This window comes from Pseudoalteromonas sp. OF5H-5, from assembly GCF_021530695.1.
GTDB lineage: Bacteria > Pseudomonadota > Gammaproteobacteria > Enterobacterales > Alteromonadaceae > Pseudoalteromonas.
In genome coordinates this window covers 70,769-83,517 of the sequence record NZ_JAKGBF010000006.1, presented here as the reverse complement: position 1 = coordinate 83,517, position 12,749 = coordinate 70,769, and the positions used below count along the sequence as shown (strand labels likewise).

The window sequence follows — 12,749 nt, the reverse complement described above, 5'->3', positions numbered from 1 at the left end:
GGAAGTGAATTCAACGCAGTTAGCGCTAAAACTGGCTGCTAGAAAGGCATTAGTTATCCGAAGCTCAGGTTAGAAAGCCCCTAGCGGGCTTTTTTCATGAATACTCCAAATATGGTTGAGTACCAAAAATGGCTAGTTTGCTATAGTGATAGCTATTAGACTGAGTGAAAACGAAGTACGAGCGAAAGTCATGTATACACCAGAAGTTTGTTCTCAAGCTAGAAATAGTCGCGATGCTAGATTTGATGGGTTGTTTTTTGTTGCGGTCAAGAGCACCGGCATTTATTGTCGGCCAATATGTCCAGCACCTGCTGCAAAAGAAAAAAATGTTGAGTATTTTCAATTTGCCCACAATGCAGCGCAAGCTGGCTTTAGACCTTGTATTCGCTGCCGCCCTGACAGCGCACCGGGTAGTTATGCATGGCTTGGCACGGAAACAACCGCAGTCAGAGCCAAAAAGTTAATCGACGAGGGGGCCTTGATACGTCATTCGACAGAAGACTTAGCCGATAGGTTAGGCATTTCGGTCCGTTATTTAAATAAAGTATTCAATCAATATTTTGGCACCAGCCCCAAACAATATGCACTTTATAAGCAATGTGACTTAGCTAAGCAGCTATTACAGCAAAGTGACCTTCCTGTCACGCAAGTCGCGTTTGCCGCCGGGTTTAATTCATTGCGACGCTTTAATGATGCATTCCAGAAACTGTATCAGTTATCACCAAGTCAACTCAGAAGAGACGCAGGTAGTGGCTCAGCCATTGCGATTTACTTGTCTTATCGACCACCGTACAACTGGGATAAAATGCAGCAGTTTTTAGCAATGAGAATTGTGCCAGGTATCGAGTGGTTAACAGAAAACGGTTATGGGCGAACCGTGATGATAGAAGGGGAAACAGGGCGCTTCACCGCGACTATCGAGCCTGAAAAACATCGCTTTAAAGTGGTTATCGCGCTCTGTGATTTATCCTTGTTAGTTCCGATGATTGCGCAGATCAGGCGTGTGTTAGATTTGGATGCGGATACCTGTTTTATTGAGTCTCACCTTCATGAAGCCGCACCTGATTTGCCGCTACAAGAGGGACTCAGATTACCTGGGATCTGGAGTGAGTTTGAAGCGGGAATGAGAGCTATTTTAGGTCAACAAATCAGTGTTCAAGCGGCGAGAAACTTACTTGCTTTATTGGTTGAAACACTTGGTGAGGTAGCTGAAGATGGCATGCGTTACTTCCCTAAGCCTAAGGCCGTATTAGATAGTGATCTCGCCTTTTTCAAAATGCCTGAGCGGAGAAAAGCGGCTATTAAAGCTTTCGCTGAGCAATATGTTGGTTCGGAACATGTTGAACTTGATGACTGGTTAAATATTAAAGGGATAGGCCCTTGGACTGTCGACTATGCAAAAATGCGCGGATTGAGTCACCCAGACATTTACTTGGGTGGTGATTTGGGTGTCAAAAAGGCAATGGAAAAATCCTTAAAAACAATAGATATCGAAAAGTGTGCTCCTTTTCGTTCTTATTTAACTTTTCAACTATGGCAACAATTATGATTGAAACTACATTAGCCTCGCCCACTGGAGAGTGGATAATACAAGCATCCAATAATGGTTTACGATATGTTGGTTTTTTTCCAAAGATGCGTTATGAGCAAGGGGAAAATCGGCATACAGAAATGGCAAAAAAACAGTTAACAGAATACTTTGCTGGCAAACGCCAACGCTTTGATGTGGTACTTGATGTGGATGGTACGCACTTTCAAAAGCAAGTCTGGCAGGTGTTGGCACAAGTACCATTTGGTGAAACGCATAGCTATGGTTGGATAGCGGAGCGCTTAGGGAACAAAAATGCCGTCCGTGCTGTTGGCGCTGCCAACGGCAAAAATCCAATTAGTATCATAGTGCCTTGTCATCGCATTATTGGTGCAAATGGCAAACTAACAGGATATGCTGGTGGACTTGAAGCGAAAGAGTGGTTGTTGCAACACGAGGGAGTAAGCTTTAAAAAATAGAGTATACTAGTGGTTAATCGTTGTTATTTCGATTTACTACATGTTTGGAGTGAATGTTGAGACTGCTATTTATTGCTTTTTGCGTTTTTACTTCGTGGACCTGTATGGCAACAGAGGTTCGCTTTTGTTATGAAGATAAACATGCTCCACCCTTTATCCATGGTGCAGGGCAAACTGTGCCATCGGCAAATCCAGGCGTCACGATCCAGATAGTGCAACAGCTTGACGAGCACGTAAAAGAGGTGAACTTCACTTACACTCGAAAGCCATGGAGCCGTTGCTTGCATGAGCTGGAAAATGGCAAAGTTGATGCTGTGGTGGCAAGTCACCGAGCATCCAGAGAAGAGCAAATGGCGTATCCAAAGAATCCCGATGGCACTATTGCACAGCAATATGCAATTAATCGGATCAGCACTTGTTTACTCAAAAGCAAAACTAACAAAGCAACATTAAATCTGAGCAAAGAAATAGAACTCGCAGTACCTCGTGGGTATGCTATTCGAGAAAGTATGCCCAAGCATTTTTCCATATTCGAAACCGACTCGTTGGAGCATGCTATTGCACTGGTTGAAAATGAATTACTAGATGCGACCATTGGCCTTTGCCAAATCGGTAATATGCCAATCACATTATCGCCTCCCTTTAACCACTTGGAAGCGGTTTTTCCACCGATAGAAACGTCGTTTGGTTTTATGGCATTTTCTGAGCAGTTTTATCAGCAGCACCCTGAATTAAGCTGGAAAGTGTGGCGTGCAAGTCAGCTTATTAACCTCGACACCTTATATAGTGAGTATTTGCGTTCACAACCCAGCCAAATGGATAAGCAATAGATCTTTTAATCGTTAGCCAGTAAACTAGCGCGAATTTTTATTTCGAAATATCTATTATGGCCCAGCTTTATTTTTACTATTCGGCAATGAATGCCGGTAAATCTACAACTTTATTGCAGTCGGCATTTAACTACCGAGAGCGAGGCATGCGCCCGTTTATTATCACTGCTGCAATTGATAACCGTGCTGGCGTGGGCAAAGTAGCGTCGCGTATCGGCTTAGAAGCTGAGGCGCAAGTTTTTGAAAGCCAAACAGATGTGAAAGCACTGCTGATGTCTGCCCACACCGAGAGTAAAATTGACTGCGTATTGGTAGATGAGTGCCAGTTTCTAACAAAAGCTCAAGTCGCAGAGCTGACGGATATCGTCGATGAGCTGCGGATCCCGGTATTATGCTATGGTCTGAGAACTGACTTTCGTGGTGAGCTGTTTGAGGGCTCACAATATTTACTGGCGTGGGCAGATAAATTGATTGAGCTAAAAACCATCTGTCACTGTGGTCGTAAAGCAAACCGAGTGCTTCGCACCGATGAGCATGGCAAGGCCATTGCGGATGGCGATCAAGTTGTGATTGGTGGTAACGATAGATATGTTTCTCTTTGTAGAAAACACTATAAGGATGCGCTAAACGCATAAGTATATTTAAACCTGATGTACTGCGAAGAGTGGCTTCTTAACAGTACAGATCCCGTTCTATCGTCACTCAGTATTTTTTCCTACCATAACGCTAAATTTATACTATTTTCTGGTTCGAATAATTTGGTAAACCTGTGGATTTGTACCATCCTTAAGAAATAGGAGTAAGGGTGTCATTTTAATGAGTCAGCAGCAGCCATTATCATTCTTAAACGTTTCAGAGCCTGATGAACAAAACCTAGACGAGTCTGCATCTCCTTGGGTGGTGTTGATTGTCGATGATGAACCTGAAGTTCACGATGTGACTAAACTTGTGTTAACGGCTTATCGGTTTGAATTAAAACCGCTCGAGTTGCTTCATGCCTATAGCAAAAAAGAAGCGATTGATATCTTAAGCAATCGAGATGACGTTGCATTAATTTTACTCGACGTCATCATGGAAAGTGAAGAAGCGGGCTTAGAATGTGCGCAATACATACGTGAAGAACTTGGCTATCATAACGTAAGAATAGTACTGCGCACTGGCCAGCCCGGCAGTGTGCCGGAACATGAAGTCATGCTACGCTATGATATTAATGACTATAAAAATAAAACTGACCTCACAAAATCTCGTCTTTTCACTATGTTAACCAGCTCGCTACGCTCTTACCGAGATTTAAATCGACTTGAGTTGTTGACCGATGAACTAACCAAACTTAACGAAGGGTTGGAAGAAAAGGTCAAGCAGCGCACTCATGAACTTGAATCGTCAAATGATGCCTTAAGAGAGGCATATAACCGTATTGCTGAGCAGCAGCAAGCCTTGATCCAATCAGAAAAGCTCGCATCGGTAGGGCAGTTTGCTGCAGGTGTCGCCCATGAAATTAATAATCCGCTTGCGTACTTAAAAAGTAACTTAGAGTTTGTACAAAGTTCGTTGGTTAAGTTGTATCGAGCTTGGCAATTTTTGGCAAATAATTCGCAACTCTCTCCTGAATGTGCAAAATCGCTGAGTGAATTGGAAAAAGAGTATCAACTAAACTGGGCCTTGAGTGAAAGTGATGATGTGATGGCAGAAATGCACTCGGGACTCGACAGAATTCAATTGATTGTTAAAGAGCTGAGTGTGTTTTTTGAAAGCAATCAAACCCAGTTTCAGCAAGTAGAATTCTATTCTCAAATTATGGACTCTGTGATGATTAATTTGGAGTTGGATGGTACAAACTTGAGCCTGATTGAATTTGAAAAAGGAGAACGGTTTGAATTGCACTGTGCCCCTGCACTTCTAGAACACGGTATTTATTGCCTCATAAAGAACGCCTTAGAAAGTACGGGTAGAATGCGAAAGGCCATTAAAATAAACACGAAAGTTGAGGATCAAACACTCTCTATCGATATCTTCGATTGTGGTGAGGGGATTGCGGATAAGCTGGTACATCGAGTATTTGATCCGTTTTATACCACTAAAGCCTCAGAAAAGCATGTGGGACTTGGGTTAACTATTGCATCGAATATCATTAAATCTCACGGTGGTGAACTGCTCATAAAATCTACTATCGGTAAAGGCACCAGAGCGACTATAAATTTGCCACTTATTTGAGTTCCACTCTGGTTAATGCACTCTCCAATTATTAAATCTGAACTTAAAGAAATCAGTTAGTTCGCTATCTATCCAATCCTTAGGTTATCTCTTCAGTCGATATATTAAGATGCAGAAATGTGGCGACTGACACTTATAGCGCTATAACTTTAGGTGAAGAAGTGTCCGCTGCGGACACTTTTTCCGTCCGCGGACACATTTCATCCTCTTCTAAAATGAAATAAATAAATATAATCAACAACTTAAGTTTTGGCACAAAGTTAGCCTCTTTTACTGCATACAAACTAATAAAGAAGATACGTTATGTGGTTAAGTACTGCTTTTTTAATTTCACCCTTGATGATGTTGGCTGTAGCAACGGTCGTGGCGGTATTTGACTCGTTAATTCGAGGAGAATCATTATGATTAAAGACACAAGCGGACAAGATGAAGTGCTCCAAACTAGTAAATCCAAAAAGAAGCTTGGTCTTGTAATAGCGGGTGTTGTAATTATTGCAGCACTTACCGCACAGGTCGTGTTTGGTGGGCCAAATGCTAGTAGCTCCGTGGCCAAAGATAGAGTGCAAATTGCAGCCGTGACTTTCGGTGAGTTTACCCGCGATATTGCCGCCACAGGTTTTGTCGTTGCTGCAAATGCACCACAAATTTATAGTCCGGAGCAGGGTTATGTCTCTTTACAGGTCAAAGCGGGTGATAGCGTGACTCAAGGTGAAGTACTAGCCACGGTTAAAAGTCCAACTTTAACCAACCAGCTCCAACAAGAAGAAGCGGAGCTGCAAAGACTGAGGGGTGAGCTTGAAGGGAAAAAGTTAGATGTTAGACGTCAAAACTTGGCGTTAAATCGCTCCTTAGATCTCGCTCGCGTCGAACTATTAGCGGCAGATAGAGAAGACCGACGTGCTCAGTTGTCTATCCAAAAAAACCTCATCAGCCAAATTGATTTAGAAGAAGCGCAAGACGACCTAGCGCGGGCAAAATTAAACTTCAATCATGCAGAGCAAGAAGTTGCACTAGGCAAAGATACCTTGGCCTTTGAACTTAAATCTGTTGAGAATCAGCTTGAGCGGCAACGTTTAATCGTTGAAGAATTAAAACGTCAAGTTGCAAGCTTAGATGTGATTGCGCCGGTTTCAGGCATAGTCGGTAATTTATTAGTCGATCAAAATGCGCTGGTTAATGCCAATCAGGGGTTGATGAAACTCGTTGACTTAAGTGCTTATGAAGCCGAGCTTCAAGTACCTGAAAGTTATGCGGCAGAGCTTGGACTCGGGATGGCCGTCGAGCTCAGGATTGGCAACCAAAATATTTCTGGCGTGTTATCTGCGATTTCTCCAGAAGTAAATAACCGTGAAGTCACCACTCGAGTACGTTTTTCGGACGAAAACATTGATGGCATTAGACAAAATCAACGTTTGTCTGCTCGAATTTTACTAGAACACAAAGAAAACACCTTAATGGTTAAACGTGGTGCTTTTATGAGTGAAGGTGGGCACATCGCTTACAAACTAAGTGGTGATATCGCTGAGCGAATTGAGATCACTACCGGTACCTCAAGCATCAGTGAAGTTGAAGTGCTTAATGGCTTAAAGCAAGGCGATCAAATCATCATCAGTAGTTACGACGCATTCGAACGTGCGCCCAGCATCTTATTAAGATAAGAAGGAAAATAATAATGTTAATTATGAATAATATCGGCAAAGTATACCAAACTGATATGGTGCAAACACACGCACTCAGAGATTTTAACCTGCAAGTAAATGAAGGAGAGTTTATCGCGGTAACAGGCCCTTCAGGCTCAGGTAAAACAACCTTCTTAAATATTGCTGGGATGCTAGAAGGGTACTCTAGTGGTCAATATATGCTAGATGGAATTGATGTTGGTAAGCTTAATGACAACCAAAGAGCTGATCTGCGAAACCAAAAAATCGGCTTTATTTTTCAAGGTTTTAACCTTATCCCAGATTTAAACTTGTACGAAAATGTTGAAGTGCCACTACGTTATCGTGGTATCAAGGCGGCTGAGCGCAAGCGCAGAATTGAAAACTGTCTAGAGCAAGTTGGCCTTGCTGGCCGTGCAAAACATTTGCCACAACAGTTGTCCGGTGGACAGCAGCAGCGTGTGGCGATTGCAAGAGCGCTTGCTGGTGAGCCACGCTTTTTACTCGCCGATGAACCAACGGGGAATTTAGATAGTTTAATGGCGCGTCAGGTGATGGAGTTACTAGAACAAATTAACCGTGACGGCGCAACGATAGTAATGGTTACCCACGACCCGGAGCTCGCTAGGCGTACACCAAGAAACATCCAAATTGTAGATGGACAGGTTGCGGATTTTACTTTGTATCAAGGTAAAGGTGCGGCTTCACAAGCGTTGAAATCTCAGGTGGGAGCTTAAGTTATGTTTGCGCATTACCTTGATTTAGCTTGGCGTAGCCTAAAAGCCACGCCGCTTGCGACTAGTCTAATGACGCTGGCTATCGCCATTGGTATTGGCGTCACTATGGTGAGTTTATCCGTGTATCACATGATGTCCGCCGATCCAATTCCAAGCAAAAGTGGCAAACTCTATGCTGTACAGCTACAAGTGATGGATGAGGGGCAAACCTATCATTCAGCTGATGATATTCCCTTTCAGTTGACATTTTTAGATGCGAAAAACCTGTATCAAACGCTAAACGTCGACAAAAAAGTCGCGATGTTTAAATCCGGTTTTGCGGTTCATGTAAGCAACCCCGAAGTGAGGCCCATGCTGCAAACGACACGGCTAATCACCCGAGAGTTTTTTGCCATGTTTGAGTTGAGTTTTTTGTATGGTGGAGTGTGGAGCCAAAGCCAAGCCGACAATGCTGCACCAGTGGTTGTAATTGACGAAACTATCGCACAAAAGTTATTTGGCCGCAGCGATGTGGTTGGAGAAAGTATTTATTTGGCGCAGCGAAGATATCAAGTAGTAGGGGTAACTAAGGAGTGGCAGCCAAACGTCAAAATGTATGACTTAAACAATGGCGCGTTTGCTGATGCCGAGCGTATCTTCATTCCCTTCAGTCATGCTGCAGCTTATGAGATTGACACTTGGGGTAATACGAATGGCTGGAAGAGGGAAGAGATTAACAACTTCACGGACAAAATGAATTCAGAAATGCTTTGGACTCAGTTTTGGGTTGAATTAGAGAACGAAAAAGAACAACAAGCGTTAGCAACACAACTGGATAATTACATCCAAACCCAACAAGATTTGGGAAGATTTAACCGTAAAACACGAGAGTTTTCACTTCGAAATGTCACTGAATGGCTGGAGTACAATAATGTGGTTAGTGAAGATAACAAAGTCATGATTGGTTTAAGTTTTATGTTCCTTGCCGTTTGCTTAGCCAATATTCTCGGATTGTTACTAGCGAAATTTCTTAAACGTGCCCCTGATGTTGGCGTAAGAAGAGCGCTTGGTGCAAGTAAAACGCAAGTGTTTTACCAACACTTAGTTGAAGTGGCGTTGCTTGGTTTTATGGGGGGAGTGATAGGGATAGTTTTTGCTCAGCTTGGCTTATGGGGGATCCGCAGAACTAGCCATGTATACGAAAGTCTTGCAACGATGGATGTCTCTATGCTGTTAGCAGCGCCGAGCATCGCTATTGTGACTTGTATTCTTGCAGGGCTTTACCCAGCTTGGATAGTGTGTAAAACATCACCGGCTACTTATCTAAAAGTGCAATAAGGAGAGTCCCATGTTGGAATTAAAACCAATTATCAATGCGTTATTGCGCTCTAAAGTTGGTGCCGTACTTGCCATCCTACAACTTGCCTTGACGTTGGCAATTGTCAGCAATTCGCTGTCCATTATTAGTGAGCGCGTCAGCTATCTCAACAAGCCAACTGGCTACCCAGAAGAGTCGATAATCACCTTCAGTGTCATGTCGTTTGACGACAAGGTAGATGCAAACCAACAGCTTATCGTTGATGAGAGAATACTAAAAAGTATCCCAGGTGTTATAGAAGCCGTAGGAGTGAGTTCAGTTCCGCTTTCAGGAGGAGGTAGCAATTCGGGATTCAGCTTAACCCCAGAAGACGATGGTAAACATACAAACTCGGGGCATTTATACGCCAATGAACAAGTGATCCGTACCTTGGGCGTAAAATTGATAGAAGGCCGTGATTTCACATCTGGTGATGTCCTGATCTCAAGTGAATACGCTAAGCAACCAGATGTTGTTATTGCCAGTAAGGCGTTTACGGACGAGATATTTGGTGAGGGTAAAGGATTGGGCGAAACGATTTATTATGGTGGCGGCCCGTTAAAAGTCGTGGGGATTGTTGAGCGTATGACTAATGCTTGGCCGCGTTTTAGAAATGCTGATCGCTTAATTATTTTTCCCATGGTAAATGCGAATGGATTTCAAGATTTCTTAGTTCGCACAGATCCGAGTTTGCGTGGCGAAGTAATGAAAAAAATAGAGTCGGTGCTGCTTCAAGAAAATCCAAATAGAGTGATCACCAATATGAAAGGACTTGATGAAGTAAAGGAAAGGTACAACTCTAAAGACATATTGATGCTAAGAATGTTGCTAGTGCTAATCACAGCATTAGTCGTCGTGACGGCGCTGGGAATATTTGGTCTTACTCAGTTTAATATCAGTAAACGTACTAAACAGATTGGTACTCGCAGAGCTTTGGGGGCGCGTAAGTCTGCAATTGTTCGTTACTTTGTGGTAGAAAACCTCATTGTTTGTGCAATTGGCTTAATACTTGGCACAGTGGCTACGGTTTTCCTAGGACAAAAGCTAATGTCTTTGTATTCAGTGCCACCGCTAGAAGTAAGCTATATTTTGATAACGGCGCTTGGGCTTATCGTGCTCTGTATCGCGTCAGTTATTTTTCCTGCTAAAAAGGCGGCGAACATTTCACCGAGTATCGCAACAAGAAGTGTATAACCCTTATACCAACTAGGTTGTGTGAGCAACCTAGTTGGTATTACTTTAACTTACCTTGTATTAGTTGTGCTAGTATAGGTAAGTGGCAATATGTAATAACAAGAATAAAATCATATGGATAAAATCTTAATTGTGGATGATAACCCTGCGGTGCTTGATGCACTGTCATTGTTACTAGAGCTGCATGATTATCAAGTGGTTACCACGTGCTCACCGTTAGAAGCAATTAAAGTGGTGTCGTTTCAGCAGATTGCACTAGTTATCCAAGATATGAACTTTAGTGCAGACACCACATCAGGAGAGGAGGGGGCTGCGCTATTTCACCAATTGAAAGCATTAAATGCAAAACTCCCTATTATCTTATTAACGGCTTGGACTGAGCTCACCACGGCGGTTGAACTGGTAAAAGCAGGAGCGGCAGACTATCTAGCTAAGCCGTGGGACGACCAAAAGTTACTCACCACGATTGCAAACCTCGTCGCGCTTGGTGAGGCACATAAGCAAGTTGCAAACTTTGAACGGGCTGAACAAGAACGCCAACAGTTTAATCAAGGTGCGGATTTATGCGGGTTTGTATATAAATCGGTGGCGATGCAGCGAGTCATAGATATGGCGCTGCAAGTCGCTAAATCTGATGTGTCAGTGTTAATAACCGGTCCAAATGGTAGCGGTAAAGAAAAAATCGCAGAGATCATTCAAGCGAACTCACCACTAAAAAACCAACCGTTTGTCAAAGTGAATGCAGGCGCGCTCCCAAATGACTTAATCGAAGCTGAGTTATTTGGTGCTGAGAGCGGTGCTTATACCGGCGCGAATAAGCAGCGTATTGGTCGCTTTGAAGCTGCTGATAAAGGCACGTTATTTTTGGATGAGATTGGTAATTTACCTCTTCCTGGGCAAACAAAATTGCTACGTGTTTTGCAAAGTGGCGAGTTTGAGAGGTTGGGTTCAGTCGAGACAAAAAAAGTCTCGGTTCGTGTCATCTCAGCGACGAACGCGGATCTGCTAGCGGATATTCGAGGGGGGAAATTTCGTGAGGATCTATATTATCGCTTAAATGTCATCGAGCTAAACTTACCCGCGTTGTCACAGCGAGTGGATGATATTTTACCTTTGGTCGCGCATTTTTTACCTGCAAGGGGGCTTACTTCGGATGCCCAGCAAGCATTATGTGAACACCCTTGGCCTGGTAACGTACGGGAGCTTGAAAATGCCTGTAAACGGGCGGCTGTATTGAACCCTGATGGCGAGCTCAGTGCGAAGGATTTTGGTCTTGACGTGCAGGCAAATACAGCACAAGTTAGCGTATCACATACCATACGAGAACCCAGTAAAGAAGAATTGGAGCAGGCGCTCAAGACTCATCTTGGTGTGATTGCGAAAGTGGCGCGACACTTTAACATGAGTAGACAAGCGCTTTATCGTCGCTTGCAAAAGTTTGGCATTGAATATTAAGGACAATAATGACGACATCGCAGCAACATGCATTGATCATAGCTATCAGTATTATGATTGGCCTTATTCCTTTATGGTTTTTACTCGATGATCACAGCGGTTTCATTGTAATAGTACTGGGCTCCGTCAGTGTTGCGCTTGTGCTGTATAAACTATTAATGCGTGAAAACAAAGCGGGGTGGGAGGCGTTAGAAGTCGGCTTGATGAACTTTAAGGATGGCGAATTTTCTACGTCAATCACCTATAACGCTAACAATGAGCTCGGTAGGTTGTGTCAATTATTCAATGAAACGGCAAAACAGTTAAGAGATGAAAAACAATGGATTTATCAGCGTGAGCTGATGCTAGATAAAGTGCTTGAGTCGTCACCTCAGGTACTTGTCCTTGTCGACTCACAGGATGTGGTGGTATTTGCTAACAATAGTGCAAAAACGTTTTTTAACTGTGAGCACCGCCTTGAGGGTGAGCGTTTTAGTAAATTGTTATCCGAAGTCCCCGATGAACTTCAGCAAGCAGCAAGCAACCAACTTGATGGCTTGTTCTCAATACAAAGTAGCATTGGAGAGTCGCAAATGTGGCATCTCGCCAACGGTGAGTTATTACTCAACAACCACTTTCACAAATTATATATTTTTAAGCAATTCACTCGAGAGTTGAGCCGCCAAGAAGTGCAAGTTTGGAAGAAAGTGATCCGCATCATTAGTCATGAGTTAAACAACTCGTTAGGGCCTATTTCATCTATGCTGCACAGCGGACAGATCTTGGCTGAACGCGTGGATGAACCTAGGCTAAGTCGAGTATTTGCGACGATAGAAGAGCGCATTGTGCACCTTAGCGAGTTTGTTCAGGGTTATGGTAAGTTCGCCAAACTTCCTCTGCCAAACATTGAACCTGTGAATTTGCAGGTTTTGTGTGCGCGACTGCAAAGCCATTGGTCATTCCAGTATCAGCTTAATCAAACGCAATTACAGGCGGACACGACACAGTTAGAACAGTTACTTATTAATTTGATAAAGAATGCGACCGAGTCTGGCTCAGAGATAGAGGAAATCTGTGTTCAATCTGAGCAGCGCAGCGACGAAGCTTATATTTGGGTGCTCGATAGAGGCGAAGGCATGAGTGACACTGTGATGGCCAACGCCTTAATTCCATTTTACTCTACCAAAGCGTCAGGAACAGGGCTTGGTTTAGCGCTGTGCAGAGAAATTGTGGAAGCACACAACGGTAAGATCAGCCTCTATAATCGCGAAGGTAAAGGTTTGTGCGTCGAAATTCGGTTACCGAACAAATTACCCTGAGTTTAACTCAGGATAATAAT

11 protein-coding genes are annotated in these 12,749 nt (G+C 43.3%); all 11 read left to right on the top strand.

All coding sequences use genetic code 11. The features are described 5' to 3' along the window. The first annotated feature begins 190 nt into the window (after positions 1-190). Complete coding sequence (locus tag L1271_RS10790; RefSeq protein WP_235367840.1) at positions 191-1,549, top strand: AlkA N-terminal domain-containing protein; 1,359 nt, start codon at positions 191-193, stop codon at positions 1,547-1,549. After that, positions 1,546-2,007 (top strand): methylated-DNA--[protein]-cysteine S-methyltransferase, encoded by a 462-nt coding sequence (locus L1271_RS10785; protein ID WP_102058589.1) that lies wholly within the window; start codon positions 1,546-1,548, stop codon positions 2,005-2,007. Before L1271_RS10790 ends, L1271_RS10785 begins: the two co-directional genes overlap by 4 nt. Positions 2,008-2,111: 104 nt before the next feature. After that, the gene (locus L1271_RS10780) at positions 2,112-2,837 is read left to right on the top strand and encodes a transporter substrate-binding domain-containing protein (protein ID WP_227387831.1); all 726 of its coding nucleotides are present in this window, start codon (positions 2,112-2,114) and stop codon (positions 2,835-2,837) included. Between the two features lie 56 nt (positions 2,838-2,893). Further along, positions 2,894-3,472, top strand: coding sequence for a thymidine kinase (locus L1271_RS10775; RefSeq protein WP_010607517.1), 579 nt, complete (start codon positions 2,894-2,896; stop codon positions 3,470-3,472). 181 nt (positions 3,473-3,653) lie between these two features. Further along, complete coding sequence (locus L1271_RS10770; RefSeq protein WP_235367839.1) at positions 3,654-5,051, top strand: ATP-binding protein; 1,398 nt, start codon at positions 3,654-3,656, stop codon at positions 5,049-5,051. A gap of 401 nt (positions 5,052-5,452) precedes the next feature. Next, on the top strand, positions 5,453-6,709 hold the full coding sequence (locus L1271_RS10765; RefSeq protein WP_010607520.1) for an efflux RND transporter periplasmic adaptor subunit: 1,257 nt from the start codon (positions 5,453-5,455) through the stop codon (positions 6,707-6,709). Between the two features lie 14 nt (positions 6,710-6,723). Then, positions 6,724-7,446: an ABC transporter ATP-binding protein gene (locus L1271_RS10760; protein ID WP_010607521.1), complete on the top strand. Its 723-nt coding sequence runs from the start codon at positions 6,724-6,726 to the stop codon at positions 7,444-7,446. Positions 7,447-7,449: 3 nt separating this feature from the next. Beyond that, the gene (locus L1271_RS10755) at positions 7,450-8,763 is read left to right on the top strand and encodes an ABC transporter permease (protein ID WP_102058592.1); all 1,314 of its coding nucleotides are present in this window, start codon (positions 7,450-7,452) and stop codon (positions 8,761-8,763) included. 10 nt (positions 8,764-8,773) lie between these two features. After that, positions 8,774-9,976, top strand: a complete 1,203-nt coding sequence (locus tag L1271_RS10750; protein WP_102058593.1) for an ABC transporter permease — start codon at positions 8,774-8,776, stop codon at positions 9,974-9,976. A gap of 114 nt (positions 9,977-10,090) precedes the next feature. Then, a complete protein-coding gene (locus L1271_RS10745; RefSeq protein ID WP_235367838.1) occupies positions 10,091-11,431 on the top strand; it encodes a sigma-54-dependent transcriptional regulator in 1,341 nt (446 codons plus the stop codon). Between the two features lie 8 nt (positions 11,432-11,439). After that, on the top strand, positions 11,440-12,729 hold the full coding sequence (locus L1271_RS10740; protein WP_235367837.1) for a sensor histidine kinase: 1,290 nt from the start codon (positions 11,440-11,442) through the stop codon (positions 12,727-12,729). The last annotated feature ends 20 nt before the right edge of the window (positions 12,730-12,749 follow it).

Bases quoted from the DNA above. Each gene is read 5' to 3' on its own strand.
- L1271_RS10780 (WP_227387831.1), top strand. From the start codon at position 2,112: ATGGCAACAGAGGTTCGCTTTTGTTATGAAGATAAACATGCTCCACCC.
- L1271_RS10755 (WP_102058592.1), top strand. From the start codon at position 7,450: ATGTTTGCGCATTACCTTGATTTAGCTTGGCGTAGCCTAAAAGCCACG.
- L1271_RS10785 (WP_102058589.1), top strand. From the start codon at position 1,546: ATGATTGAAACTACATTAGCCTCGCCCACTGGAGAGTGGATAATACAA.
- L1271_RS10765 (WP_010607520.1), top strand. From the start codon at position 5,453: ATGATTAAAGACACAAGCGGACAAGATGAAGTGCTCCAAACTAGTAAA.
- L1271_RS10770 (WP_235367839.1), top strand. From the start codon at position 3,654: ATGAGTCAGCAGCAGCCATTATCATTCTTAAACGTTTCAGAGCCTGAT.
- L1271_RS10790 (WP_235367840.1), top strand. From the start codon at position 191: ATGTATACACCAGAAGTTTGTTCTCAAGCTAGAAATAGTCGCGATGCT.
- L1271_RS10775 (WP_010607517.1), top strand. From the start codon at position 2,894: ATGGCCCAGCTTTATTTTTACTATTCGGCAATGAATGCCGGTAAATCT.
- L1271_RS10750 (WP_102058593.1), top strand. From the start codon at position 8,774: ATGTTGGAATTAAAACCAATTATCAATGCGTTATTGCGCTCTAAAGTT.
- L1271_RS10740 (WP_235367837.1), top strand. From the start codon at position 11,440: ATGACGACATCGCAGCAACATGCATTGATCATAGCTATCAGTATTATG.
- L1271_RS10745 (WP_235367838.1), top strand. From the start codon at position 10,091: ATGGATAAAATCTTAATTGTGGATGATAACCCTGCGGTGCTTGATGCA.
- L1271_RS10760 (WP_010607521.1), top strand. From the start codon at position 6,724: ATGTTAATTATGAATAATATCGGCAAAGTATACCAAACTGATATGGTG.